Here is a 25,808-nt window from a genome sequence, read left to right as displayed (position 1 = left end):
CCTGGGCCGGGCGTGATTGCCCCCGGCTTGGTTCGAAGCTGCTTATTGCAGCAACAGCGAGTCCCCGTCGCATGACACGCGAACCGGGCTGCCTTCGCGAATGCCGCCGGCCAGCACGAGCGCCGCGAGCGGATTCTCGACTTCGCGCTGGATCACGCGTTTGAGCGGCCGGGCACCGTACGCCGGGTCGTAGCCTCGCCGTGCCAGCCACTCGCGCGCGCCCTCGGTTACGTCGATCGCGAGGTCTTGCCGGGACGCTCGCTTGATGAGGCGGTCAAGCTGGATGTTGACGATTCGACCCATGTGCTCTTCTGCGAGGCTGCGGAACTGGATGATCTCGTCGAGCCGGTTCAGGAACTCGGGCCGGAACTGGGCCCGGACCGCCTCCATGACGGCGAGCCGCTTGGCCTCGGCTTCCATTGAATCGTCACCGAGGAACTGGCTGCCGAGATTCGAGGTCAGGATCACGAGCGTATTCCGGAAGTTGACCACGTGGCCCTGGCCGTCGGTCAGGCACCCGTCATCCAGTACCTGGAGCAGCACGTTGAAGACGTCCGGGTGCGCCTTCTCGATTTCGTCGAACAGGATGACCTGGTAGGGGCGCCGCCGCACGGCTTCCGTAAGCGTGCCTCCGTCCTCGTAGCCGACGTACCCCGGCGGAGCGCCCAGCATCCGAGCCACGGAGTGCCGTTCCATGTACTCCGACATGTCGAACCGGAGCAGCGCACGCTCATCACTGAACAGGAATTCCGCCAGCGCCTTGGCAAGCTCTGTCTTGCCGACGCCGGTCGGGCCCAGGAACAGAAAGGATCCCAGCGGTCGATTGGGGTCCTGCAGGCCTGCCTTGGCACGTCGGACGGCGTTGGCGACCGCGCTCAGCGCATCGTCCTGTCCCACGACCCGAGACTGCAGTACCGATTCGAGATGCACCAGCCGTTCAGCTTCGCTCGCGAGCAGGTTCTCCGTGGGAATGCCGGTCCACCGCGCCACGACTGACGCGACATCGGAATCCAGGACGGCCGTCCCGGTCAAGCTGCCGGCACCTTTCTGATCCGACTCGGCCAGCCTCGCCTCCAGCGTCGGGATCGCTCCGTGCGCCAACTCGCCGGCTCGGGCCAGGTTGCCGTCCCGCTGGGCCAGCTGCAGTTCCGACCGGGCCTTGTCGAGCTGCTCCTTGAGCTTGTGGTTGGCGGCCATGACGTCCTTGGATGCCACCCACTCGGCCTTTTGCTCCGAGGCCCGCTCCTCGAGTTCCGCAAGTTCGTCCTCCAGTTTTGAGAGGCGTTTGGCGGCTCGGGAATCGCTCTCCTTGCGGAGCGCTTCACGCTCAATCTTCAGCTGAACAATCCGGCGATCAAGCTCGTCCAGCGCCTCCGGCTTGCTGTCGAGTTCCATGCGTTTTCGGGAGGCGGCCTCGTCGACCAGGTCGATGGCCTTGTCCGGGAGGAAGCGGTCGCTGATGTAGCGGTCCGAGAGGGTTGCTGCCGCGACCAGCGCCGCATCGGAAATCGTCACGCCGTGATGAAGGTCGTATTTCTCCTTGATGCCTCGCAGGATCGAAACGGTGTCTTCAACGGACGGCGCGGCCACGTACACCGGCTGGAAGCGGCGCGCGAGCGCGGCGTCCTTTTCCACGTGCTTTCGGTACTCGTCGAGCGTCGTGGCTCCGACACAGTGCAGTACGCCCCGCGCGAGCGCCGGCTTGAGGAGGTTGGATGCGTCGGTTGAACCGGACGGCGCGCCGGCGCCGATCAGGGTATGCATCTCGTCGATAAAGAGGACAATGCCGGTCTCATGTTCGACTTCGGCCAGCACGGCCTTCAGTCGTTCCTCGAACTCGCCCTGGTACTTCGCGCCGGCGACCAAGGCACCGAGGTCGAGTGAGAAGATGCGGGCGTCGCGCAGGGCTTCCGGAACATCCCCATTGACAACCCGCATCGCCAATCCTTCCACGATGGCCGTCTTCCCGACCCCCGGCTCGCCGATCAGCACTGGATTGTTCTTGGTGCGGCGCGAAAGAATCTGCATGACGCGTCGGATTTCCTCGTCGCGTCCGATGACGGCGTCCACGCGCCCCTCTCTGGCCTCGCTCGTGAGGTCTCGGGTGAACCGGCGGAGCGCTTCGTAGCCGCTTTCCGCCTGCGCACTGTCGGCAGTGCGGCCCTTGCGAAGCTGTTCGATCGCCGCTTCCAGGCGGGACGGCTCAAGACCCGCGGCCAACAGGATCCGGGCGGACCAGGAGTTCTTGAGTACGGCGAGCGCGGCCAGCAGGCGTTCTGCCGTGACGAAGCGGTCGCCCGCGGCCGTCGCCGCTTTATTGGCTTGTTCCAACACCCGCAACGTCTCGGGATGTGGTGTGAGGTGCCCGGCCCCCGGTCCATCCACGATCGGCAGTGCCGCGAGCCGCTCATCACACCCCGCCAGCGCCTGTTCCGGGGAGGCACCTGCGCTTCGCATGAGGTTGGCTGCCAGACCGGCCGGGTCGGACAGCAGCTCCCGAAGCAGGTGTTCCGGAACGAACGACTGGTGGCCGGCGGCCCGTGCGCGTGTCAGCGCGGACTGCACCAAGCCCTGGCAGCGTTCGCTCAGCGACTGAAGATCCATACGAGTTTCCCTTGTGTGCCGACTTGCAGCACGTGGTGCAGCCATTCAGGAGCCGCGTCTTTCATATGGGGAGGCTTGGCCCGTTCGCAACGTGAAGCGGTTTCGGAAAGCCCGGCCGGCGTCCGACCGACCGATCGGTACGATCGCTGCGCGGGTGATTCCCGTTCCGTCAAGGGAAATCGACCATGTCTTGTGGCGCCCGCTCCGAAGGCTGCGGAACCGAGCGGGCAGCAATTTTCCAACGGACCCGCCGTCGGCTCGGGGCCGGAATCTCGCCGGGTGCGGACCACACGCCCAGAGCTGCGGGCGGACTTCCCATCTATTCGTAAACTCGACGCCGGTGCGTGTTCCGAACCACGCCTTGTCGGCGGGAACGGGCGAGCGTCCTCGTCGAAGATCGAGCGGCTGATCCGCTCACCGGGGTTCACCAGGCATCTACGGGGTGCTGGCTGAGCCAGCGATCCGTGGGGGTGGCGGTTCCATCCCCGCGACGCCTCCAATCGGTGCCCTTGGGCCGTTGCACGTGCGGGCGCAGATGCCGGTTCGTGCCGAGGCGATACGGTCAGACGACACGTCGCCGGACCGACAGCCGGAATTGGCGTGGCTACAGGCGGCGGACGCCGTCCGGGATCGGCATCGCTGGTTTATGGACGCCGCGGCATCCAGGTGATCACGCGGTCGCCAGGCGGCTGGTTAGCGGAAGGGACCGTCGGCCGGGAGGGGCTCTTCGCTTTGGGGCCGGGCGTCCCCGTCGTGACGTCGGTCGGCGCGGCCATTGGAACGCACCGGATTGGTCGGTGCAGGTGCGTTCAGCGTGGCCTGGATCCTTTGGTAATGCTCGGCGTGCTGCAGGAAGTTTTCCGCGGCAACCCGGTCCCCGGACGAGAGCGCGTCGCGAGCCAGGCCGTGGTAACGATCCGCAACTTGGCGAGCCGATCCCCGCACCTTGATGCCCGGGCCGCCGTTGCTTTCGAACGTCTGGTTTGGACCGCTGCCGCGTCGAGCCTGGGGCCGACCGCGATGGCGGCGGGGACCAGCGGGAGATTTAGGTCGGTCGTACATGTGGGGTCGTGCTACTCCTGTTGGGTCTTGAGAATGAGTCTGCTTGCATGGTCCGTGCGCGAGGCACGTGCATTTGGCAAAACACGAGTCGATCGGAAGTACGCGGGGCCGTTCAACAGCAATTCGGCCAGCACCGATACGAGGACCAATTGCGCGTACTATACATGAAGATGCGATCCGTTGACGACGATGATTCGAGCGGCGGATTCAGCTCGTCAAACCCGGAAACCGTGCAATCAGGCCGCGACGGTGGCCGGCCAGATCCGGGACGCAACTGATGTCGCGCCCGCCATACCGCTCCACGAGCGTCGCTAGGCCTTCCCATAGGCGTGGGTCGGTCTCGAACGCCGCACGGGCGCCGGGTTCCAGCACCCGGAAAAGCCGGGGGAGCAGTGCTCGCACGGGATCAAGGCCGTCCGAACCTCCATCAAGGGCTAGGCGCGGCTCGTAGTCGCGCACCTCGGGATCCAGGGTCCCGAACTCATCGGTCCGTACGTAGGGCGGGTTGCAGACCGCCAGGTCAAAGGTCGGGACAGCCCGGAGGGCACCGGTCCAGTCGGACGCCAGCAGCAAGGCGCGGCCACGGAGTCCCAGCGCCGCTAGATTGCGGCCGGCGACGGCTAGTGCCGCCACGGATCGATCCACGCCAATCCCGCGCGCGTTGGGCCACTGGTCAAGGAGCGACAGCAGCATCGCCCCGGTGCCGGTGCCGAGATCGAGGACGTGCCGCGCCGGCCGGTCCCGGACAAGGGTTTCGACGAGACATTCTGTTTCCGGCCGAGGGATGAGTGCCGCTCCGGACACAAAGAAACGCAACCCCATGAACTCCCGCTCTTCAGCCAGGTGCGCATAGGGCTCGCGCGCCGCACGCCGCGCGACCAACACTTCAAGCCGTCCTGCGGCGTCCGACGACAACCGGGTTTCGGAGGCGAGGAAGGCGTCCACACCCGTGGCAAGCCCCACCAGCAGGCGAGCTTCCCGCCTCGGACCGTCGATTCCTGCATTTCGCAGCACGGTCTGTGCGTGCTGAATCGCCGCTTCGACCGTGAGGCGCACGGGGTTGGTCAGGCGCCGCTGGCCAGTCGCTGGCGTTTCTCTTCGGCCATGAGGGCCTCAACCAGCCGGTCCAGCGTTTCCCCGCTCAGCACCTGATCGATGCGATGCACCGTGAGGTTGATCCGGTGGTCGGTAATCCTGTCTTGCGGAAAATTGTAGGTCCGCACACGTTCGGAGCGATCCCCTGAGCCGACCTGGGTCCTGCGCTGGTCCGCCTGTTCCTGTTCCTGCGCGCGGCGTTCCTGCTCATAGAGGCGAGCCCGCAGGACGCTCATCGCCTTTTCCCGATTCCGATGCTGCGACTTCTCGTCCTGGCACACCACGACCGTATTGGTCGGAAGATGCGTGATCCGGACTGCGCTGTCGGTCTTGTTGACATGCTGGCCGCCCGCGCCCTGAGCGCGGAAGGTGTCAATCCGGAGGTCGCCGGGCTCGATGACTAAGTCGACGTCTTCAGCCTTCGGAAGGACGGCCACCGTCGCTGCCGACGTGTGGATGCGCCCCGATGCTTCCGTCGTGGGAACCCGCTGCACGCGATGCACGCCGGATTCGTGCCGCAGCCGGCCATAGGCGCCCCGCCCCACCACTTCCGCCATCGCCTCACGGGCTCCGCCGAGAGCGTTTTCGCTGAGGGAGAGGATCCGGAACTTCCAGCTGTGGGCTTCGGCGTACCGTTCGTACATGCGGAAGAGATCGCGAGCGAAGAGGGCGGCCTCATCGCCACCGGTGCCGGCTCGCACCTCGAGGATGACGTCCCGCATGTTGGCTTCGTCCGCCGGCACCAGGAGCTCGCGAATGTCCTTTCCGCAGGTGTCGATGCTTGCTTCGATCCTGGCGTGATCCTCTTCGGCAAGCGCCCGCAGCGCCGGGTCCGTGTCCGGGTCGGCAAGGATCTCGTCGAGCCCGCTGCGCTCCGTCGCGAGGCTGGCGTACTCGTCGATTTTCTCGGCGATCGGCTGGAGCTGGGCATGTTCGCGCGCAATCTGCCCCCGACGGTCATGGTTGAGGGCGGGGTCGCCGAGCGCCGCCTCGAGCTCCCGCCGGCGCTTCAGGATCCCTTCGAATGCATCCTCAAGGCCCGGCTCAACCACCGTCGATCATCTCCAATACGTGGCCCGGAAGCCGCACAAACGGAACCTCGGTTTGGTCCCCGGAGTCCAGGTCCCGCACCGAGACCACGCCCGCCTCGAGCTCGCGCTGCCCTAGGAGAACGGCGGCCCGGGCCTCGATCCGGTCCGCATGTCGCAGCTGACGCTTGAGACTTCCCTGCAATGCGAGCTCGGTGGGTAGGCCCGCATCTCGCAGGGCTTCGGCGCACTGGAGCGCCTGCGTCGTGGCGTCCTCCGAAACGCGGGCAACAAGTATGGGCCGGGGCCTCTCCGGCAAGTTGTCACCGGTCAGCATGCTGAGACGCTCGATTCCCGCTGCCCAGCCGGTCCCGGCGAGGGGAGGCCCGCCCATCCGCTCGGTGAGACCGTCGTAGCGGCCGCCGGCCAGGACGGCGCCCTGGGCCCCGAGCCGATCCGTGACGAACTCGAAGGTCGTATGCATGTAGTAGTCGAGACCCCGCACCAGCAGCGGATCGATCTCGTAGCTGATGTTCAATGCGTCGAGCTGGCACCGGACTTCAGCGAAGAACCCGGCCGAGTCCGGATCGAGGTAATCAAGCAGCCGCGGCGCTTTGTCCGCGACCTCGCGATCCTCCGGAGCCTTCGAATCCAGCACTCGCAGCGGGTTCCGGTCCAGCCGCCGCTGCGAGTCGGCGGACAGGCTTGCGCGGTGCCGGTCGAGGTAGGCGATGAGCGCGGTTCGGTAACGGTCGCGGCTGGCGCCGTTGCCCAGGGTGTGGAGATGCAAGGTGACGGAATCTGTCAGCCCGAGCCGCTCGAGCAGGCGCGCACCGGCCGCGATCACCTCGACATCGCCCACCGGCGAAGGCTCGCCGATCAACTCGATGCCGACCTGGTGAAACTGGCGCATCCGGCCCTTCTGCGGCCGCTCGCGCCGGAACATGGGCCCGTCGTAGAACAGCCGCGCCGGCAGCACCTGCAGCCGTCCGCCCGAAACTAAGGCGCGGGCCACCGGAGCCGTGCCTTCCGGGCGCAACGTCACCTCCTCGCCGGAACCAGAGGCGAAGGTGTACATCTCCTTGGTGACGATGTCGGAAGTCTCGCCCAGCGTGCGGCGGAACACCTCGGTGAACTCGAACGCCGGCGTCGCCATCGGCGCATAGCCGTAGGTGGCGGCGACCGACCGGGCGGCGGCTACGATGTGGTCAAATCGGCGTTTGTCGTCTCCGAACAGGTCATGGGTCCCGCGCACCGGCTGCAATCCTTTAGCCATGACGCTCTCTCAGGCTTTTGCGGCATGGTCTTCAAGAACTCGTGCGCGCTCCTCCACTAGCTGGGCCACATGTTCGACGAAGTCGTCACCCTGAAGCCGGGTGTGCGGTTCCCCGTCGACGTACAGCTGGTGCACCCCACGGCCGCCGCCGGTCACGCCGACATCGGAGGTGCGGGCTTCCCCCGGACCGTTGACCACACAGCCGATGATGGACACCGTGATTGGCTGCGCGATGTGCTGCAGTCGTTCCTCGATGCGGCGGACCGTGTCGATGACGGGAAACTGCTGGCGGGCGCAACTCGGACAGGCGATCACCGTCACACCCCGGTGCCGGAGGCCGAGCGACTTGAGAATCTCGTTGCCGACACGAACCTCTTCTACCGGGTCCGCCGACAACGAGACGCGGATCGTGTCGCCGATGCCGTCGGCCAGCAGCATGCCGAGGCCAACCGCCGATCGCACGGAGCCCGTGTCGCGACCTCCGGATTCGGTGATCCCCAAGTGCAATGGCGCGTCGGTGGCCTCGGCCAGGGCGCGATAGGCTTCCACCGCAAGGCGGACGCTCGACGCCTTGGCGCTGATTTTGTAGTCGAAGAATTGCTGGTCTTCCAGCATGGCCGCGTGCCGCATCGCACTCTCGACCATGGCTGGTGCCGTCGGTTCGTGGTATCGCTCCAGCAGGTCGCGCTCGAGCGATCCGGCGTTCACGCCGATCCGGATGGAGCACCCGTGATCGCGGGCTGCCCGCACGACTTCCCCAACTCGTTCGCGGCCGCCGATGTTTCCCGGATTGACCCGCAGGCACGCAGCCCCGGCTTCGGCCGCCTCGATGGCGCGGCGATAGTGGAAGTGGATGTCCGCGACGATGGGGACAGGGGAGTCACGGACGATGGTCCGAAGCGCTTCGGTCGACGGCTCGTCGGGGCACGAAACCCGGACTATGTCGGCACCGGCAGTGGCGAGCGCCTTGACCTGCGCCAGCGTGGCAGCAGCGTCCGCCGTCGGGGTGTTGGTCATCGATTGAACGGAGATCGGCGCGTCCCCGCCGACCGTTACCGGCCCCACCTTGATAGCGCGCGAGCGACGACGTTCGGGTGGCGCACTTGCTTGGCCGGGAGAAATCACTCTCTGAACTCGCTCTGTATCCCTATTCGTTGCAGCGAGCTTGACGGTACGGTCGCCGTGGGCGCTTCAAGGCCGGCGGCTTCGACGCCGTCCGCCGGCAAGTAGGCTTCCACCGTCGACAAGCGGTCCCACGCCATGATCAAGAGGACCAGGATGACCAGCGAAATGCCCATCATCACGTAGGCCAGAGGGTTGCGGCGCGGCGGCGGCGGATAGAGGGGTTCGTGCTCCGCGGCTGCGTCGTCTCCGGCCTGGCTGTGCACGGCATCCATGATCGGCTGCAGGTCAACGCCGAGGTACAGCGCGTACGTGCGCACGTGGCCGTCGCGAAGCGCGGGGACAGAGGAGATTCGTTCGAATTCCCCTGCCTCCATGTAAGCGAGCTGGGTTCGGGATATACGCAGGTCGCGGTTCACCTCGGCCAGGGAAAGGCCGAGCTGTTCCCGCGTGCTCCGCAGCAGGTCGCCCGCATGCGCGAGCTTGTTTCCGATTGCTGTCGAGGGGGTCCGGGGCAGCCGCAGTTGGAGCTGATTTGAAACTACGGCGGGGGAAATTACCGGCATAACGACCGATCGCGGCCCAGTCACCCATATTCACATGCAACGGCCGCCGCGCAGGAGCATTCGCTGCCCTGCATCTCGACGGGCGCCGCCCGTGGCAGTGCGTCAGCATACAGCAGCCGGGAACTAGATGCGAACTCCGTGGTCCCGCACAAAATTCTGAAACTGGGGCCGGAAGTTACCGGGAGAGGTGCGGATGAGCCGTTTCAGGTAAGACTCGGCTTTCCCCATCCAGAAGCTCCGGATGGCGGTCTTGACGGGACCGACCGATGCCGGGCTCATGGACAGGCTGCGCACGCCGATGGCGATCAGGGCCAGGGCGGCCAGCGGCTGGCCAGCCACCTCCCCGCAGACCGACAACTCGACGTTCCGGTGGCGGGCGCTCTTGACCAGGGTTCGGAGCGCGGTCAGCGGCGGACCCGACAGGAACGGGTACCGCTGGGTCAGTACCGGATCGCCCCGGTCCCGGGCGTACAGGAACGCCGTAAAGTCGTTGGTCCCCACGGATACGAAATCGACGTCGCGCAGGACGGTTCCGGCCTGCCAGACGAGCGCCGGCACCTCGATCATGACCCCGACCTGCAGGCGATCGGGGGGGACGCCGCCGTCTGTCTTGTGGGCGGCCAGCGCGTGCTTCAGCACCGCGCGCGCGCGTTCGAGATCCGTCCCGTTGGCCACCATCGGGAACATCACGCGCATGGGCCGGCCCGCGTGCGCGCGGAGCAGCGCGCGGAGCTGTTCCTTGAGGAGTTGCGGCTGGTCGAACGCTGTCCGGACCCCGCGCCACCCCAGCGCCGGGTTGCGGGCTCCGTGCCGGTAGGTCTCGAGAGAGTCGATGCGTTTGTCGCCGCCGAGATCCAGCGTGCGGAATGTCACCGGATGGCCGGCCGCGCGCCTCAGCACTTCGCTGTAGAGCGCCTCCTGCCGGTCCGCATCAAGATGCGTGCGCTGCAGCAGGAACGACAGCTCAGTGCGGTACAATCCGATGCCGTCAGCGCCGGTGGCCACGATCTGGTCCGCGTCCGCGGCAAACCCCGCGTTGATCTGCAGGGAGACCGAGACCCCGTCGAGGGTGGTTGGCGGGAACAGGCGAATCTGCTCGTGCCACTCGGCGTCGGCGGTGCCGGCCCGCAGCAGGCTTCGGAACTGTTCCAACACGTCTTCCGGCGGGTCGATGAACACTTCGCCGGAATCACCGTTCAGGGCGAGGAGAGTAGCCTCCTCGCAATGCAGCGTCGCCTCCCGCACCTGCCCGACGACAGGAATGCCGAGGCTGCGCGCGAGAATGGAGACGTGCATGGACGGGGAACCGCCTTCCAGCACCAGTCCCCGGATTCGCTCGATCCCGTACTCCAGCAGGGCGGCCGGCCCGATTTCGCGAGCCACCACCACGACGTCTTCCGGATAGGGTTCACGCTCGCTGTCATTGGCCAGCAGGGAGCGCAGGCGGTTGGCCAGGTCATCGAAGTCGGCGAGACGCTCGCGGAGGTAGGCGTCCGGCAAATGCAGCATGCGGGCGCGCGTCTCCTCCTGCACCTGGATGACCGCGCCGTCTGCCGTCAATCCCGCTTCGACATGCTCGTGCATGCGGCGAATCCAGCCGGAACTGGCCACGAACAGCCGAAAGGCGTCGAGGATCTCGCGTTCGACCCGGCCGCCCGTCGATTCAACGGTAGCGGCCATGTGGTCGAGATCGGCGGTCAGTTCGGCGATCGCGGTGCGCAGCCGCGCCCGCTCGACGTCGGGATCCTCGGCGACCGTGTTGCGTGACGCCGTCGCCGGGCCGTGATGGACGACCTGACCGAGCCCGACCCCGCCCGCCAGAGGTGTTCCCTGGAACCGACGGGGGAGCATGACGTTCCCGCTGACCTCGGCCAGTTCCACCGGGTCCACGAGGCGCTCGCGGCTGACGAGGTCGGCCAGCACTGTGGCCACGGTTTGCAGCGTCTCGACGTCGGCGTCGACGTAGGAGCGGGTATCACGGCTCTGGATGACGAGCACCCCGACCGATCGCCCGCCGCGCAGCAGCGGCACGCCCAGGAACGCATGGAACGGTTCCTCGCCGGTCTCCGGCCGAAAAGCGAAGCGGGGATGCGAGGGCGCATCCTCGATCACCAGGGGTTCCCCACGGGCAGCGACCGCGCCGACCAGTCCTTCGCCCAGGCGCAGCCGGGTTCGGTGGACCGCCCGGCGGTCAAGACCCTGGGTGGCGAACAGCTCCAGCAGGTTGCCGGCCCGACGGAGGTAGCATGAGCACACGTCCGAGCCCATCGCCTCGGCCACTTCCCGAACCACCTGCCCGAGGCGGGCATTGGCCGATCTCCGGCCGCCCATGATCTTCTGCACGCGGGCCAGGAGGCGGCGCGGTTCGAGCGGCGCGGGCGGCGTTGGCATGGCTGACCTCCTCGGCGTGTCGGAACGCCCGATCCCGGTCATGGCAGGAGGCCCATTGTGCCCTTGATTCGCCGGTCGTGCGCCGGCAGGGGCGTGCTACGCGGAATCGAGCCCGTAGGCAGCGTGCAAGGCACGAACGGCTTCCTCGGTCGCAGTCTCGTCGATGAGCACGCTGATCTTCAGTTCCGAGGTGGAGATGACCTGGAGATTGATGCCGCGTTCGGCCAGCGTCGCGAACATGGTCTGCGCGACGCCGGGTCGGGTGCGCATGCCCAGCCCCACGATCGAGACCTTGGCGACATTCGCGTCGGCCACGATCGAATCGAACCCGATCTCGTTCCGGGCGTCCTCGATGGCGCGGACTGCGCGCTCCATGTCCCGCTCGACGACGGTGAACGTGTAGTTGATCCGTTCCCCCCCGTGCGAGCCCGACTGCACGATCATGTCGACGTTCACGCCTTCCGCCGCGAGCGGCCCGAAGATGCTGGCTGAGACGCCCGGCTTGTCGTGAACGCCCGTCAGCGTGAGCTTGGCTTCGTCACGGCTGTACGTGACCCCGGTGACTACGTCCTGTTCCATGATCTCGTCCTCGTCCACCAGCAGCGTGCCGGGCGTGTCGTGGAAGCTTGAGCGTACCTGGACGCTCACGCTGTTGCGCATGGCCATTTCGACTGCCCGGGTCTCCAGGACCCGCGCGCCGAGCGAGGCCAGTTCGACCATTTCCTCGTAGGCAATGCGTTCAATCCGCTTTGCCGACGGGACAATCCTCGGATCGGCGGTAAACACCCCCTCGACATCCGTGTAGATGTCGCACCGGTCGGCGTTGAGGGCCGCGGCGATGGCCACCGCGGAGGTATCTGAGCCGCCCCGTCCGAGGGTCGTGATGCGGCCGGTCGATGCGATGCCCTGGAAGCCCGCCAACACCGGGATTTCACGGCGGGCAAGCCGGTCTTCGATCTCGGCGGCATGAATGTGACGAATGCGGGCGCGGGCATGGGCGTCGTCGGTTTCGATTGGCAGTTGCCATCCCAGCCACGATCGGGCCATCAATCCTTCCGACTGGAGCGCCAGCGCCATCAGGCCGGCGGTGATCTGCTCGCCGGCGGCAACGACGGTGTCGTACTCGCGCGCGTCCATCATGCCGCCGATCTCGCGCGTCCAGTAGTCCAGCTGATCCGTCGTCCCGGCCATTGCCGATACCACCACCGCGGCTTCGTCGCCGGCCCGAAAGGCCTTGACGACGCGGGCCGCTACCCGCCGAACGTGCGCCACGTCCGAAACGGAAGTTCCGCCGAACTTGAAGACGATGCGTGCCATCTGCGCCGGACCCGCCGGGTGCCGCGGTTCCCGCGGTCCGGACCAGTGTTGTCATGGAGACGGCCGAGTCCGCATGCGGGGCCGCATCGTCAGAAAATGGCATAGTACGGGCGCGGATTCGACTCCTGCTGTGGCTGCGAGTGCCGACAGGAAGAGGAATCCTGCAGTGGAGTCCATCATGGCCCGTGCCGACGCATCGTCCGTCGACGTCGATCCGGACGAAATCGCTCGCTTCGACAAGCTTGCGGCCGAGTGGTGGGACCCGAATGGCCCCATGGCACCGCTCCACGCCATGAACCCGGCGCGGCTCGCATTCATCCGCGATCAGGTCACCGCGACCCGAGGTTCGGATGGCCGTGGGCGCGCTCCGCTTCGCCGCGTACGGGCGCTCGACATCGGCTGTGGCGCGGGCCTGGTGGCCGAGCCGCTGGCCCGCATGGGCGCGCGCGTGACCGCGATCGACGCGGCGTCATCCCAGCTGGAGGTGGCGCGCCGCCACGCTGCCGTCGAAGGGCTGGAGATCGACTACCGGGACTCGTCGCTGGCCGACCTAGCCTCGCGGCGCCGCAGGTTCGACCTGGTGACCGCGCTTGAGGTGGTGGAGCATGTTCCGGACCCGACGGCGTTCCTGCGCCAGGCGGCGGCATGCCTGGCGCCCGGCGGTGTGCTCGTCGGATCCACGCTGAACCGGACTCTCGCGGCGCTGGCCAAGGCCATCGTGGGTGCGGAGTACGTCCTGGGACTGCTGCCGCGCGGCACGCACCGGTTCTCGCAGTTTGTCCGGCCGTCCGAATTTGCGGGCCCGCTCGAGGCGGAAGGCTTGCAGGTGACGGCGATTCGGGGATTGAGCTACCGTGCGCTTGACAGGGGCTGGGAGGTCAGCGACGACGTGTCGGTGAACTACATCTTGGCCGCCGTCCGCCCCGGCTAGGCCCGCCCGTGACAATGCTTGTACTTGCGGCCCGAGCCACACGGGCAGGGATCGTTCCGCCCCACGCGGCGCCGCGAGCGGAGCGGGCCGCCGGCCTGTGCTGTCGCCGGGACCCTCTCGGCGGGCGCCAGCGGTGGCGGCGGTGGAGCGGCGCGCGCCTGCATCTGCTCCACGGGAAATGACAGGAGAATCCGGGTGAGCGTGTGGCGCATGGCGTTCAGCATGCGGTCGAAGAGTTCGAACGCTTCGCGCTTGTATTCGTTCAACGGGTCACGCTGACCGTAGGCGCGGAGGCCGATGCCCTGGCGCAGATGCTCCAGGGCCTGCAGGTGCTCCTTCCAGAGGCCGTCGAGGATCTGCAACAGCAGCTGCTTTTCCAGGGTCCGGAAGACGTCGGCGCCGATCCGGGTTTCCTGGGTTGCCATGTGCGCATCCAAAGCTTCGTTGATCTGGCCTCGCAGCGTGTCCTCGTCGGCTCCCTCGGCCGCCGCCCACTCCGCGATCGGCAGCGTCAGGCCCGACAGCATGCGCAGGGCCCGCGTGAGCGGCTCGATTTCCCACTGTTCGGCGTAGGCCTTCGACGGCACAAACCGCTCGAGCAACTCCTCGACGATGTCCCGCCGCATGTCGACGACCGTGTCGGAGACGTCGCCCCCCTCCATGAGCTCGCGCCGCTGCTCGTAGATCACTTTTCGCTGCTCGTTCATCACGTCATCGAACTTCAGCAGGTTCTTGCGGATCTCGAAGTTGCGCTGCTCGACCTTCACCTGCGCCTTCTCGATGGCGCGGTTGACCCAGGGGTGGACGATTGCCTCACCGTCCTCCAGGCCAAGGCGGGACAGCATGTTGTCCAGCCGTTCGCCGCCGAAAATTCGCATCAGGTCGTCTTCCAGCGACAGGAAGAACTTCGACATTCCGGGATCGCCCTGGCGGCCGGAGCGGCCCCGAAGCTGGTTGTCGATGCGGCGGCTCTCGTGCCGTTCGGTGCCCAGCACATAGAGGCCGCCAGCGGATAGCGCCTGCTGCTTGGCGGATTCGATCTCCGTCGTGATCGCCTCCACCCGCTTCTCGTCCACATGACCGTCGTCGTCGGTGACGGCGGCCAAGCGCATTTCCAGGTTGCCGCCGAGCTGAATGTCGGTGCCGCGACCGGCCATGTTGGTCGCGATGGTCACCGTGCCCGGGACGCCGGCCTGCGCGATGATGGCGGCCTCGCGTTCGTGATAGCGGGCATTCAGGACCTGGTGGGGAATCTTGGCCTTTTTCAGGCGCTTGGACAGATCCTCGGATTTCTCGATGCTCGTAGTGCCGACCAGGACTGGCTGTTGGCGGGTGCGGGCGGCCCGGATCTCGTCGGAGATCGCCGCCCATTTCTCGGCGGCCGTCCGGTACACCTCGTCGTCGCAATCCTCGCGGATCATGGTGCGGTGGGTCGGTACCTCGACGACATCCACGCCGTAGATCTGGCCGAATTCGCTGGCCTCGGTGACGGCCGTTCCGGTCATGCCGGAAAGTTTCGGATAGAGGCGGAAATAGTTCTGGAACGTGACCGACGCGAAGGTCTGGTTCTCGCGCTTGACCTCCACCCGCTCCTTGGCCTCGATCGCCTGGTGCAGGCCGTCGGAATACCGCCGCCCCTCCATCATCCGACCGGTGAACTCGTCGATGATCACCACTTCGCCGTTGCGGACGATGTAGTCGCGGTCTCGCTGGAACAGCAGGTGCGCCCGCAGTGCCTGATGCAGATGGTGCAGGACGCTCACGTTGTCAGGATCGTAGAGACCCCCGTCCTTTATCAGCCCGGCCGCTCGGGCAAGCTCCTCCACGTGCTGGCTGCCGGTCTCGGTGAACGAGGCGGCCCGCGACTTCTCGTCGACCTCGTAGTCCTCGGGCCGGAGGCCCGGGATCACCCGGTCGACCCCGCGATAGAGCTCGGATGTGTCCTCGGCCGGGCCCGAGATGATCAGGGGCGTGCGGGCTTCGTCGATCAGGATGCTGTCGACCTCGTCGACGATCGCAAACAGAAACGGCCGCTGAACCATGTCGGCTAGCCGGTGCTTCATGTTGTCGCGGAGGTAGTCGAACCCGAACTCGTTGTTGGTGCCGTAGGTGATGTCGGCACGATAGGCGGCCCGGCGTTCCTCGTCGTTGAGGCCCGGAACGATGCAGCCGACCTCGAGCCCGAGGAAGTTGTAGATTGCGCCCATCCAGCCGGCATCCCGGCGTGCCAGGTAATCGTTGACGGTCACGATGTGGACGCTCCCGGCGAGCGCATTGAGGTACGCGGGCAGCGTCGCGACGAGCGTCTTTCCTTCGCCGGTCTTCATCTCGGCGATGCTCCCCTGGTGGAGCACGATGCCGCCGATGAGCTGCACGTCGAAGGGGCGTTGTCCGAGTGCCCGCTGCGCCGCCTCGCGGACGGTGGCAAACGCCTCGGGCAGGAGATCGTCGAGGGATTCACCGCCGTCGAGCCGTTCGCGGAACTGGCCGGTGCGTGCCCGCAGGGCCTCGTCGGTGCAGGCGCGCGCATCGGCCTCGAGCGTATTGATGTGCTCGACAGCCTGGCGGTACTTGCGAAGTGTGCGCTCGTTCGGTGTCCCGAAGATGCGCTGGGCAACGGCACCTAACATTGCGGCCTTTTCCGGGGGAGCGCGCGCCCCGGCAACAGCTTTCGATGGGGACCTATATAGGACCGTCAGGAGCGACTTCCGATACCGTTCCGGCGGCGCGCGAAGGCACTGCTTCGGCTACCCGGGGTTTCACCCCGCGTTCTACCGCTGCCACGGAAGACGGAAGTCCCCATCCTGTCCTGCCTGTACCCGGGCCGAACCGAACCCGTCGCAGGCGGCCTTGATCGTAACATGTTTTCGGATTCCGCCACGCGAGCCCCTACAATGCGCGCCCGCTCGGCGCGTGTCGATGGCGTCCGGAAACCCGGAAGGGCATTCGTTCCGCGAGGGCGTTGCCGAGCCAGAACCCCGTGCTCGGGCTGCCGCTCGGTTGATGTGATGTCTGAACGCGCCCCTCTCGCCCCGCCGCGCTTCCCCGACATGCCGGAGATTCCGGGCGTCGTCCTCGCGTCGGGCCACTGCGGCATTCGCACGCCGGGGCGGAACGACCTGCTGATCGCCAGCCTGCCAGAAGCCGCGACCGCCGCCGTACGCCTGACCCGGTCGCGCACGGCTTCGCCGGCGGTGCTCTGGTGCAAGCGGGTGCGGCGTCATCGACGGGCCCGCGGCCTGGTGGTGAATTCGGGCAACGCCAATGCCTTCACCGGCCAGCCGGGCCGCGCCGCGGTGCGGGCCACGGCCGAAGCCGTCGCCGACGTCCTCGGCTGCAAGCCGCACGAGGTCTACGTGGCGTCGACCGGGGTCATCGGTGAGCCGCTGCCGTTGCCGGAAATCGTGAAGGCCGTGCCGACGATCGCTGCCGGGGGCGGCGAAGCGGGTTGGGAAGCCGCCGCAGAAGCGATCATGACGACGGACACGTTCCCGAAGGGAGCGTGTGCGGAGACCAGCATCGACGGGCGCCGGGTGACCATTGGCGGCATCGCGAAGGGCTCGGGGATGATTGCGCCCGACATGGGGACCATGCTCGCCTTCGTGTTCACCGATGCGGATCTCCCGGGCCACGTCCTCGACCACCTGCTGGGCCCGCTGACGGACCGGACGTTCAATTCCATCACCGTCGACAGCGACACGTCCACGAGCGACACGTGCGCCTTGTTCGCGACCCGTGCGGCGCCGGCCGAGACACCCATCGAATCGGCGGGCGATGCTCGGCTCGACGCGTTCCGCGAGGCGTTGGAGGGCGTGATGGCTGATCTGGCCCGCCAGATCGTCCGGGACGGCGAAGGCGCCACCAAGCTGGTGACGGTGACGGTCCGGGATGCCACTCGTCAGGCCCATGCGCGCGCCGTGGCGTTCTCCATAGCCAATTCGCCGCTGGTGAAGACCGCGGTCGCGGGGGAAGACGCAAACTGGGGACGTATCGTGATGGCAGTGGGCAAGGCTGGCGTGCCCGTGCGGGCTGAGCGCGTCGGGATCAGCATCGGCGGCATCCCCGTTGCGCGCGGCGGCAGTGTCGTGCCCGGCTACGATGAAGCGCCCGTGGCCCACCACATGCAGGGTTCCGAGATTTCCCTAGAGGTGTCCCTGGGGGCCGGAACGGCGGACGCCACGGTCTGGACCTGCGACCTCACGCACGGATACATCGCTATCAATGCCGACTACCGGAGCTGATCTGCCGCTGGTGTTGGTGGTTGCCGGAGCACTGGTGAACGCCGAGTCGCGGCTCTTGGTGACGCGCCGTCCTCCCGGGAAGCCGATGGCCGGGCTCTGGGAGTTGCCCGGCGGCAAGGTCGAACATGGGGAGACGCCAGAGGCTGCCCTGGTGCGGGAACTGGCGGAGGAGCTCGGCCTGGTGGCGGAGCCGGTTGACCTAGAGCCGCTGACCTTCGCGAGCCACGGGTACGACGCCATGCATCTCCTGATGCCCGTGTTTGTCCTGCGCCGCTGGGTCGGGGAGCCTAGGCCGCGCGAGCTGCAGGAACTGGCGTGGGTGTCGACGGCCCAGCTCGACACGCTGGCGATGCCGGCTGCCGACCAACCGCTGACTCCGCACCTCAGGGCCCTGCTGTCCGCCTGACATCATCCGGGGCATGACCCCGGCGACCTGCCGTCAGCCATACCGCACAGCGGCGCAAGCGTTGAGCCGATGCCACGAGCCGGCACCGCAACCGGCCGCCTAGCGCGGCTCTGGCGGCACCCGGCCCGTCAACGTCACGAGATCCAGCGATGCGGTGATGCCGCCGCCGGGCTGCGGGTAACGCGCCTCGTAGAGACGGCTTGCCTCCAGGAACGTCGGCCGCTCGAGACGGCCCTCCACCGACGTGCGCAGCCCGCCCCGCTCTCCGGCGCGGGCCAACGTCCGCAGCAGGATGCCCACGCTTCGGAAACCGAGCTGTTGCCGGTCGATGTCGGCGACGGGCGTGGCGAATCCGGCCCGCGGCAGCAAGTTGCCCAACGTCTGCACATCGGCGAACGGCGGTACCCGGAGTGCTGCCCCACCGGTGGTGGTCGCTTCGGCCTCCAGCAGGACCTCTCTGAGTTCACGCAGCGTTTCCTCTGCGGGGAGCGAAGCCAGGAACAACCCGCCGGGGCGGAGAATGCGACGAATTTGGACGAAGGTGCCGGGGAGGTCATTCACCCGATGCAACGCTAGTGGCGCCAGCACCGCATCAAAGGCTTCGGCGGCGAAGGGAAGGAGTTCCTCGTCGCCGACGACGGTTTCTGCTGGCGTGGCGACCGCGCCGACGGCGTCCGGGGCGAGGACGGTCAGGTGATCGATCCGGGCGTGACGGCGGACAGCGTGGACCAGCGAGCGGTGACGGGCACCCAGCAGGAGGCATGCTTTCGGCGAATGCTGGAATTCGTCGAGCCGCTCCAGGAGCGTCCGGGCCGAAGCACCGAGCAGGTCGGGCGGTTCCATGCGTGCGCTCCGCGCCAGGCGTCGCCGCACCGCCCGTCGGTCGAAGAGTTGCGGGACCTTGGACGAGGCGGTCGGCGGGCGACCAGCGGCACTCACGCCGGCATGCATCCCTTTGTGACTGCACGCTGCCGGACTAGGGCGTAGACAAGGTCGATCGTCGGTGTCTCGACCCCGACCAATTTCCCGACTTCGGAGACGGCAAGGGTCAGGGCGTCAATTTCGAGTGGCCGACCCTGTTCCAGGTCCTGCAGCGTCGAGGACTTGTGCGGACCGACGGCGCCAGCGCCATCGATCCGGGTCTCGATGTCGAGCGGGAACTTGACGCCAAGCGCATTCGCGACGTGCTCGCCTTCCAACATCATCGCCCGGATGACGCCGCGTACTGCCGGATCAGCGGCGAGCTCCTCCAGCGTCCCGCCCGTAAGGGCGCTGACCGGGTTGAAGGCGAGGTTGCCCCAGAGTTTCATCCAGACGTCGCCCCGCAGGTTGCGGCGAACCGGCGCCCTGAAGCCAGCCTCGGTTAGCATGCGTCCAATGACCCGGGCGCGGTCGCTGACCGCGCCGTCGGGCTCTCCGACCAGCATGCGGGTGCCCTCGGTATGGCGCACGTGGCCGGGGGCCGGCAGGTCTGCCGCGGGATACACCACGCAGCCCACCACCCGGTCGGGACCAATCGCATTCCACTGCGCGCTCCCAGGGTCGACGGCATGGACCTGGTGTCCCTCGTACGGATCACCGAACCCGTGGAAGTACCACCACGGAAAGCCGTTGACGGCCGGCACCACGGCCGTGTTGGGACCGAGGAGCGGGGTCATCGTTCCGGCGGCTTCGGCCGCCGAGTGCGCCTTCAGGCCCACGAACACGATGTCTTGGACCCCGAGTTCGGCCGGATCGTCCGTCGCCGGAAGCTGCACGGTGAAATCGTCGTCGGGGTCGATCCCGCTGCACCGCAAGCCGCGTTCGCGCATGGCCGCGAGGTGGGGCCCCCGGGCGATCAACGAGACATCGACACCGTTCCGCGCGAGCCGGGCGCCCACGAGGCCGCCGATGGCGCCTGCCCCAAAGACGCAGACCTTCACGATCCGAGCCCGAGCTGCTTGGCGAGCCCGATTCGCTGCAGCTTGCCGGTTGGTCCCTTGGGAATCTCGTCGACGATCAGCACCTTTCGCGGCACCTTGAACGCCGCCACGCGTTCGGCGACGAACTGCCGGAGTTCCTCCGGTGTCGGCTCCCTGCCGTCGGCGGCAACGACCGCCGCCGCAAGATCTTCGCCGAGCTTGGGGTGCGGCACCGCAAACGCGACCGCCTGCGCCACGTCAGGATGCGCCAGCAGGGCCTCGTCGATTTCGCGCGGACTGATCTTTTCGCCGCCACGATTGACGATTTCCTTGATCCGGCCTTCGAGGAACAGGTAGCCGTCGTCGTCTAGCCGTCCGAGGTCACCGGTCCTGAACCACCCGTCGGTGAACGCTTCGGCGTTGGCTTCGGGGCGCTCGAGATAACCGGCCGTGACGTTGGAGCCGCGGATCACCACTTCGCCGACGGTTCCGCGCGCCAACAGGGTACCGTCCGGATCCATGATGGCGACGTCCGGTCCCGCGGCCACGCCCACGGAGCCCGGCTTCCGGACTGCCGGCGGCAGCGGGTTCGAGGCCATCTGGTGGGCCGCCTCGGTCATCCCGTAGCTTTCGATCACCGGTACCCCGAAAGTCTCCTCCAGCTCGGTCATGACGATCGGGGGCAGGGAGGCGCTGCTCGAGCGGATGAAGCGCAGCGGGCTGTCGCCGATGGCGGCCCGGTTCCGTGCGGCACGCGTGAGGATCGCCTGGTGCATCGTCGGCACTGCGGAGTACCAAGTCGGAGCCGCGTCGGTGAGCCAGCGAAAAAAGGAGAACGCATCAAATCCCGGCGGCACGACCACTGATCCACCGGCGGCCAACGGCGCGGCAAGACAGGCGACAAGGCCATGGATGTGAAAGAGTGGCATCACGTTCAGGCAGCGGTCTCCGGACGTGAGTTCCAGGGTGCCGGCGATATTGCGGGCGGACGCCTGCAGGTTCGCGTGCGTCAGGGGCACTAGCTTCGGCCGCGCCGTCGTGCCCGACGTATGCAGCAGCAGCGCGATATCGTCGAACGTTGCGGGCGCCCGGTCGGGAGGGACGGCACCGTCCGGGCCTTCCACGCGAAACCCGCCGGCCGTGGCCACATCCGCGTGCACACGGATCACCGGGATGTCGAGTGCTTCCGCTGCCGCGACCGCGGGACCGTCCGCCCCGGCTTCGGCGATCAGCGCCGCCGCCCTGGTATCGGCGAGGTAGAAGTCGCATTCCTCCCGGCGAAGCGCCGGGTTGAGGGGGGCGGCGGTCCCGGTGGCGCTGGCGGCCAGGAACGCCGTCGCCATGACGGGCCCGTTGCCCAGCTGGAGCGCGATCCGCATCCCCCGTCCGATGCCGCACCTGTGCAGCTCGGCGCGGGTGGCCGCGATCAACTGCTGCAAGTCGTTGTACGTGATGGTCGCGCGACCCGGCTCGACGAGCGCCGGCCCGTCACTCATGCCGCTGGCCAAAAGGGCCGTCACTGCGCACGGTGGGTTCATGGTTCAAGCATAGGGGCACACGTCCGGGACTAGGCTCGCCGTCATCGAATCGCGCGCAATGCCGGCTCCCGCGAAACCGCACCGCCGGCCTGCCTGACTAATTTCCGCGGTTCGGGACCAGGCGCTTCGCCATCGGTCTCGCGCGGGCGGGCGCGCCCGCTCCCAGCGGATCTTCTCAGTCCAGCACGTCCTTGCCGCCGTCGTCGAGCTGCGCGGGACGCTGCCAGTAATTGAATTGGGGTGTCCAGTCGGAGGCGTCCAACCCCGCCAGCCCAAGCAGCCCCCACAGCGCGCAGTACAAGTCGCCTGGGCCAAACACGCACGCGTTCCTGCGCAGGATCGTGTCGCCATCGCGCTGATACAACACGGCGCCAGGGTCGTTGTCGCCACCCTTCGCGACGCCTTGCTCGCTGATGTAGTTGCCGCCGCCGTGGGAGGCGAGTCGGAAACGCCAGCCCCGCGCATTGGCGAGCTTCCGCTGGACTTCCGGCGGATCCTTCGACACCAAGACCACAGCCATCGCCGACTCCAGATGCGGCAGCAGGCCGTTGAACCCGTCAGCCCACAATGTGCAGTAGCGGCAGCCTTGGCCCATGTTGTGGATGGCGAGCAGTTTGTCGCGACCGCCGAACAGGTCGCGCAGGGTCGCTTCTCCTTCTTGGGTCTGAAAGTTGTAGTCCGGAACGGGCGTATCCGAGCCCGCCTTGCGCAATGCGGTGAGTTCGCTCGTCAGCTCCCAGATCTTCCGCTCGAGTTCGACGATCTTGTCCTGTGCCATTGCCAAGCCCTTTCCGTTGTTCGGGATCATTCCGTCACCCTTCACGTGATGGGGCAATCCCCGCGCACCATGGCGCCTTGCGATCGCGATGCTGGCTTTGACCGCCGTGCCCCCTCTCGACGGGAGGCCGCCTGCCGGCCAACGCGCCCGGCGTCGGCGCGAGGCACACGGGCCGTGTGCCCCCGCCCCGCTCCCGTGGCGGCGTTCCCGTCACCGTCCGCAGACGTCGTCCAGAATGGTACCAGCCGGGGCGGGGTCGGCGTTTCACGGCATCGCTGTGCGCCCGCGGCCTTGTGGGCTCACCCATCTCTGGGGTAGGACTGCGGGCCGCTGGCCTGACCCGTCGGATCCGTGAGCCGGCCGGAGGGTGCTGCTGCAAGGGAGCAAGCGGGATGCTTGAACTGGGACTCAAAGATCGTGTTGCAATCATTACCGGCGGGAGCGACGGGTTGGGCCGCGCGACCGCGGAAAAGCTGGCGGCGGAGGGCTGCAAGGTGGCAATCTGCGCGCGCCGGGAGGCACATCTCAGCGACGTCGCCGAAACGATTGCCGCCACGACCGGATCCGAGGTCCTTGCAGTACCTGCCGACGTGTCGAAGGCCGCCGACATTGAACGGTTTGTCGGGGCGGCCGTGGACCGCTTCGGCGGCGTTGACATCGCGGTCAACAACGCCGGCAAGTCGGCTGCCGCATCGCTGGAGGAAGTGGACGACGCAGCTTGGCAGGAAGACCTTGATCTCAAGGTGATGGGGGCAGTGCGCGTGTGCAGGCTTGTGGTGCCGATCATGCGCGCACGTGGCGGTGGGAGCATCGTCAACGCGACAATCGTCGGCGGCAAGGCGCCACTGGCGCGCGCGTTGCCGACCAGCGTTTCCCGGGCCGCCGGCATCAACCTGACCAAGTCGCTGGCCAACGAGTACGCGGCCGACCAGATCCGCGTCAACACCATCTGCATCGGGTTGCTGAAGAGCGAGCAGTGGGTCCGGCGCGCCGCCGGGCGGCCTGTCGAGGAGCTCTATCAGGAGCTGTCGGCGTCCGTGCCGCTTGGCCGCATCGGAGAAGAGGCGGAATACGCCGATCTGGTCGCGTTCCTGGTATCCGATCGAGCCGCCTACATCACCGGCACCGCGATCAACCTTGACGGCGGCATGGCAGCCGTCGTGTAGACGCAGCTGCAAGGGCCGCCGGTCGCCTAGGCGGAACGCCCGGCGAGAGACACCGACGGGGCGGAACGCGACCGGGAAAGCCGATCCCTCGTCACCCGTCGACGTCATGTAAGTTCCGGAATTGACGACCGAATGCTCGCAGCTGTCCCCGTCCAGCGGGGCCCGCCTGCGCGGGCGTGGACGGGAGGCCTAGAATGACGGGATCAACACTGCGAGAACTCCCATGAGCATCGTCCCCAAGCTTGTGCACACCTTCTCCGAGACGCCCTCCTCGGAAGCGGTTGCTCCAAACGATCTCGATGCCTACTGGCTTCCGTTCACGGCGAATCGCCAGTTCAAGCGCGCGCCCCGTTTGCTGCAAGCCGCTGAAGGAATGTATTACCGGACCACGGACGGTCGGCGGGTCCTTGACGGCTCCGCCGGCCTCTGGGCCGTCAACGCCGGCCACTGTCGCCGGCAAATCGTGGAAGCGGTCCAGCGCCAGGTCGCGGAACTCGACTACGCGACCGCCTTCCAGATGAGCCACCCGAAGACGTTCCTGCTCGCCAGTCGCCTGCGCGAGCTCCTTCCCGGCGACATGGATCACGTGTTCTTCACGAATTCCGGGTCGGAGTCAGTGGACACTGCCCTCAAGATCGCGCTGGCCTACCACCAGGCGCGAGGCGACACCGAGCGCACCATCCTGGTCGGGCGCCAACGGGGTTACCACGGGGTCAACTTCGGCGGCCTCTCGGTCGGCGGAATTGCGGCAAACCAGCGGCAGTTCCCCAACCTGCTGACGGCGGTCGATCACCTGCCGGACACGCATCTTCCCGACCGCAACGCCTTCAGCCGCGGCCAGCCGGAGCACGGGGCCGAGCGGGCCGACGCACTGCTGGAGATCATCGAGCGGCACGGAGCGGAGCGCATCGCCGCCGTGATCGTCGAGCCCGTCGCCGGCTCCACCGGAGTTCTGGTCCCGCCGATCGGATACCTGGAACGCCTTCGGGCCCATTGTGATGACCACGGAATCCTGCTGATCTTCGACGAAGTGATCTGCGGCTTCGGGCGCTTGGGCGCGGCGTTCGCCGCTGATCGGTTCGGCATCCAGCCGGATCTCATGACCATCGCCAAGGGACTGACCAACGCGACCGTCCCGATGGGCGCCGTCGGGGTGCGCAAGCCGATTCACGATGCCCTGATGACGGGCCCGGAGAACATCATCGAACTGTTCCACGGGTATACGTATTCTGGGCATCCGCTTGCCTGCGCCGCAGCGTTGGCGACGTTGGACCTGTACCGAGACGAAGAGATCTTCGAGGGAGCGGCCGCCAAGGCCCTCCCCTTCGAAGAGGCAGCGCACACGCTCGATTCCCTCGAGCACGTCGTGGACGTCCGCAATCTCGGTTTCATGGTCGGCGTCGAACTGCAATCCCGTGAGGGAGCCCCCGGTGAGCGCGCGCGCGAGGTGTTCATGCGTTGCTACGAGGCGGGAGTGCTGGTGCGCTACACGCAAGACACGATTGCGGTCTCGCCGCCGCTGATCATCTCCGGCGCAGAGATCGACCTCCTGTTTGCGACGCTCCGTTCGGCCATCGAAGCGACGGACTGAGTTCGGTTCCCGGCGCGAGGACAGTCATCATGGCAACCGTTCCACTGATCGAGTACGAGGATGCACCGGCCGAGGTTCAGGCCGTCTTCGACGACATCATGAAGACCCGTAACCTCAAGCGGGTTAACAACTTCTGGAAGGCGCTGGCCAACCATCCGCCGACCCTGGAGCGGACCTGGGAGTCGCTCAAGGAGGTGATGGGAGAGGGGGCGCTCGACCCGCTGGTCAAGGAACTCGTGTACTTGGCGGTCAGCGCGACCAATGCGTGCGAATACTGCGTTCACTCGCATACCGCCGCCGCCCGCAAGCTGGGCGCGACTGAAGCGATGATCGGCGAGCTGCTGGCCGTTGCGGGCATGGCCAACCAGACGAATGCGCTTGTCAACGGCTACCAAGTGCCGGTCGACGAAGGGTTCAAGGTAGCTCCGTAGGGGTACAACAGGCAGGCTGGTGTCGCCGGACGCGACGGCTCGCTTTTACCGGACGCCGCGGGGTTCGGAGGCGGCGCGCCTCCTGATCGCCGCGGTGGAGGCGGGCTGGAGCGACTACCGCGGGCTTCGAGTCGCGGTACTTGGACCCACCGGCGCCGCCCTCGCCGGGCTGGCGACCGATGCTGACCGGGTGGTGGGGCTGCATCCGGGCGTTCCGGAGCGCGACGCCACATCGCGGCACTTGCGGGTCGGGGTCGAGCCGGAGGCGCTGCCCGTCGCTGACAGCGTGTTCGACCGGGTCTTGTTGCTGCACACCCTGGAGAACGCGGAGGATGAGGCGGCCGTGCTCCGCGACGTGTGGCGC

Annotated in this window: 20 protein-coding genes and 1 pseudogene; 7 read left to right on the top strand and 14 right to left on the bottom strand. The window is 67.2% G+C overall.

What is annotated here, in order from left to right; translation table 11 throughout:
• Positions 1 to 42: 42 nt before the first annotated feature.
• The 9 genes and pseudogenes from clpB to OXH60_01125 form a co-directional block, all read right to left on the bottom strand.
• Entirely contained in the window at positions 43 to 2,604 is a 2,562-nt protein-coding gene (gene clpB / locus OXH60_01165) for an ATP-dependent chaperone ClpB (protein MDE0710728.1), read from the bottom strand.
• Positions 2,605 to 3,426: 822 nt separating this feature from the next.
• Positions 3,427 to 3,666 (bottom strand): annotated as a pseudogene (locus OXH60_01160) (DUF4167 domain-containing protein).
• A 207-nt stretch (positions 3,667 to 3,873) separates the two neighbouring features.
• A complete protein-coding gene (gene prmC, locus OXH60_01155) occupies positions 3,874 to 4,722 on the bottom strand; it encodes a peptide chain release factor N(5)-glutamine methyltransferase (protein MDE0710727.1) in 849 nt (282 codons plus the stop codon).
• Between the two features lie 8 nt (positions 4,723 to 4,730).
• Positions 4,731 to 5,813 carry a peptide chain release factor 1 gene (prfA, locus tag OXH60_01150; GenBank protein ID MDE0710726.1) on the bottom strand — a complete coding sequence of 361 codons (1,083 nt, stop codon included), beginning with the start codon at positions 5,811 to 5,813 and terminating at the stop codon, positions 4,731 to 4,733.
• On the bottom strand, positions 5,806 to 7,065 hold the full coding sequence (gene hisS / locus OXH60_01145; GenBank protein MDE0710725.1) for a histidine--tRNA ligase: 1,260 nt from the start codon (positions 7,063 to 7,065) through the stop codon (positions 5,806 to 5,808). The genes prfA and hisS overlap by 8 nt, the downstream gene beginning before the upstream one ends.
• A gap of 9 nt (positions 7,066 to 7,074) precedes the next feature.
• Positions 7,075 to 8,187: a flavodoxin-dependent (E)-4-hydroxy-3-methylbut-2-enyl-diphosphate synthase gene (gene ispG, locus OXH60_01140; GenBank protein MDE0710724.1), complete on the bottom strand. Its 1,113-nt coding sequence runs from the start codon at positions 8,185 to 8,187 to the stop codon at positions 7,075 to 7,077.
• Positions 8,187 to 8,753 carry a helix-turn-helix domain-containing protein gene (locus OXH60_01135; GenBank protein ID MDE0710723.1) on the bottom strand — a complete coding sequence of 189 codons (567 nt, stop codon included), beginning with the start codon at positions 8,751 to 8,753 and terminating at the stop codon, positions 8,187 to 8,189. Before OXH60_01135 ends, ispG begins: the two co-directional genes overlap by 1 nt.
• Positions 8,754 to 8,876: 123 nt before the next feature.
• Entirely contained in the window at positions 8,877 to 11,144 is a 2,268-nt protein-coding gene (locus OXH60_01130; GenBank protein MDE0710722.1) for a GAF domain-containing protein, read from the bottom strand.
• A gap of 96 nt (positions 11,145 to 11,240) precedes the next feature.
• Positions 11,241 to 12,461 (bottom strand): aspartate kinase, encoded by a 1,221-nt coding sequence (locus tag OXH60_01125; GenBank protein ID MDE0710721.1) that lies wholly within the window; start codon positions 12,459 to 12,461, stop codon positions 11,241 to 11,243.
• Between the two features lie 178 nt (positions 12,462 to 12,639).
• Between OXH60_01125 and ubiG the strand changes: the two genes are divergently transcribed.
• A complete protein-coding gene (gene ubiG, locus OXH60_01120; GenBank protein MDE0710720.1) occupies positions 12,640 to 13,392 on the top strand; it encodes a bifunctional 2-polyprenyl-6-hydroxyphenol methylase/3-demethylubiquinol 3-O-methyltransferase UbiG in 753 nt (250 codons plus the stop codon).
• On the opposite strand, the gene secA is transcribed toward ubiG, so the two are convergent.
• Positions 13,389 to 16,022, bottom strand: a complete 2,634-nt coding sequence (gene secA, locus OXH60_01115; GenBank protein MDE0710719.1) for a preprotein translocase subunit SecA — start codon at positions 16,020 to 16,022, stop codon at positions 13,389 to 13,391. The two genes, ubiG and secA, sit on opposite strands and share 4 nt — an antisense overlap.
• A gap of 375 nt (positions 16,023 to 16,397) precedes the next feature.
• Between secA and argJ the strand changes: the two genes are divergently transcribed.
• Both argJ and OXH60_01105 read left to right on the top strand, forming a co-directional pair.
• The gene (gene argJ, locus OXH60_01110) at positions 16,398 to 17,633 is read left to right on the top strand and encodes a bifunctional glutamate N-acetyltransferase/amino-acid acetyltransferase ArgJ (GenBank protein MDE0710718.1); all 1,236 of its coding nucleotides are present in this window, start codon (positions 16,398 to 16,400) and stop codon (positions 17,631 to 17,633) included.
• Complete coding sequence (locus OXH60_01105; protein ID MDE0710717.1) at positions 17,614 to 18,039, top strand: (deoxy)nucleoside triphosphate pyrophosphohydrolase; 426 nt, start codon at positions 17,614 to 17,616, stop codon at positions 18,037 to 18,039. The genes argJ and OXH60_01105 overlap by 20 nt, the downstream gene beginning before the upstream one ends.
• A gap of 99 nt (positions 18,040 to 18,138) precedes the next feature.
• On the opposite strand, the gene OXH60_01100 is transcribed toward OXH60_01105, so the two are convergent.
• From OXH60_01100 to OXH60_01085, 4 genes are all read right to left on the bottom strand, one after another.
• A complete protein-coding gene (locus OXH60_01100; GenBank protein ID MDE0710716.1) occupies positions 18,139 to 18,882 on the bottom strand; it encodes a methyltransferase domain-containing protein in 744 nt (247 codons plus the stop codon).
• A gap of 92 nt (positions 18,883 to 18,974) precedes the next feature.
• Positions 18,975 to 19,961, bottom strand: a complete 987-nt coding sequence (locus OXH60_01095) for a 2-dehydropantoate 2-reductase (GenBank protein ID MDE0710715.1) — start codon at positions 19,959 to 19,961, stop codon at positions 18,975 to 18,977.
• Entirely contained in the window at positions 19,958 to 21,436 is a 1,479-nt protein-coding gene (locus OXH60_01090; GenBank protein MDE0710714.1) for an acyl--CoA ligase, read from the bottom strand. The genes OXH60_01095 and OXH60_01090 overlap by 4 nt, the downstream gene beginning before the upstream one ends.
• Positions 21,437 to 21,653: 217 nt before the next feature.
• Positions 21,654 to 22,256, bottom strand: coding sequence for a DUF899 family protein (locus tag OXH60_01085; protein MDE0710713.1), 603 nt, complete (start codon positions 22,254 to 22,256; stop codon positions 21,654 to 21,656).
• Positions 22,257 to 22,648: 392 nt separating this feature from the next.
• Here OXH60_01085 and OXH60_01080 point away from each other — a divergent pair, with 392 nt between their 5' ends.
• The 4 genes from OXH60_01080 to OXH60_01065 form a co-directional block, all read left to right on the top strand.
• Positions 22,649 to 23,422, top strand: coding sequence for an SDR family oxidoreductase (locus tag OXH60_01080; protein MDE0710712.1), 774 nt, complete (start codon positions 22,649 to 22,651; stop codon positions 23,420 to 23,422).
• A gap of 223 nt (positions 23,423 to 23,645) precedes the next feature.
• Positions 23,646 to 25,013, top strand: a complete 1,368-nt coding sequence (locus OXH60_01075; protein ID MDE0710711.1) for an aspartate aminotransferase family protein — start codon at positions 23,646 to 23,648, stop codon at positions 25,011 to 25,013.
• Between the two features lie 29 nt (positions 25,014 to 25,042).
• Positions 25,043 to 25,444, top strand: a complete 402-nt coding sequence (locus OXH60_01070; GenBank protein ID MDE0710710.1) for a carboxymuconolactone decarboxylase family protein — start codon at positions 25,043 to 25,045, stop codon at positions 25,442 to 25,444.
• 19 nt (positions 25,445 to 25,463) lie between these two features.
• Positions 25,464 to 25,808 (top strand): methyltransferase type 11 (locus OXH60_01065; GenBank protein MDE0710709.1); only part of this gene is annotated, 345 nt, incomplete at its 3' end.

It is taken from the genome of Rhodospirillales bacterium, assembly GCA_028824295.1.
Taxonomy (GTDB): domain Bacteria; phylum Pseudomonadota; class Alphaproteobacteria; order TMED109; family TMED109; genus VXPW01.
The sequence above is the reverse complement of the archived record's forward strand: the minus strand, read 5'-3'. Positions and strand labels throughout refer to the sequence as shown.

Coding starts and splice junctions, on each gene's coding strand:
- OXH60_01105 (MDE0710717.1), top strand. CDS start 17,614: ATGCCGACTACCGGAGCTGATCTGCCGCTGGTGTTGGTGGTTGCCGGA.
- OXH60_01070 (MDE0710710.1), top strand. CDS start 25,043: ATGGCAACCGTTCCACTGATCGAGTACGAGGATGCACCGGCCGAGGTT.
- OXH60_01100 (MDE0710716.1), bottom strand. CDS start 18,882: ATGGAACCGCCCGACCTGCTCGGTGCTTCGGCCCGGACGCTCCTGGAG.
- OXH60_01125 (MDE0710721.1), bottom strand. CDS start 12,461: ATGGCACGCATCGTCTTCAAGTTCGGCGGAACTTCCGTTTCGGACGTG.
- OXH60_01085 (MDE0710713.1), bottom strand. CDS start 22,256: ATGGCACAGGACAAGATCGTCGAACTCGAGCGGAAGATCTGGGAGCTG.
- OXH60_01135 (MDE0710723.1), bottom strand. CDS start 8,753: ATGCCGGTAATTTCCCCCGCCGTAGTTTCAAATCAGCTCCAACTGCGG.
- OXH60_01075 (MDE0710711.1), top strand. CDS start 23,646: ATGAGCATCGTCCCCAAGCTTGTGCACACCTTCTCCGAGACGCCCTCC.
- ubiG (MDE0710720.1), top strand. CDS start 12,640: ATGGCCCGTGCCGACGCATCGTCCGTCGACGTCGATCCGGACGAAATC.
- secA (MDE0710719.1), bottom strand. CDS start 16,022: ATGTTAGGTGCCGTTGCCCAGCGCATCTTCGGGACACCGAACGAGCGC.
- hisS (MDE0710725.1), bottom strand. CDS start 7,065: ATGGCTAAAGGATTGCAGCCGGTGCGCGGGACCCATGACCTGTTCGGA.
- OXH60_01090 (MDE0710714.1), bottom strand. CDS start 21,436: ATGAGTGACGGGCCGGCGCTCGTCGAGCCGGGTCGCGCGACCATCACG.
- OXH60_01130 (MDE0710722.1), bottom strand. CDS start 11,144: ATGCCAACGCCGCCCGCGCCGCTCGAACCGCGCCGCCTCCTGGCCCGC.
- clpB (MDE0710728.1), bottom strand. CDS start 2,604: ATGGATCTTCAGTCGCTGAGCGAACGCTGCCAGGGCTTGGTGCAGTCC.
- OXH60_01080 (MDE0710712.1), top strand. CDS start 22,649: ATGCTTGAACTGGGACTCAAAGATCGTGTTGCAATCATTACCGGCGGG.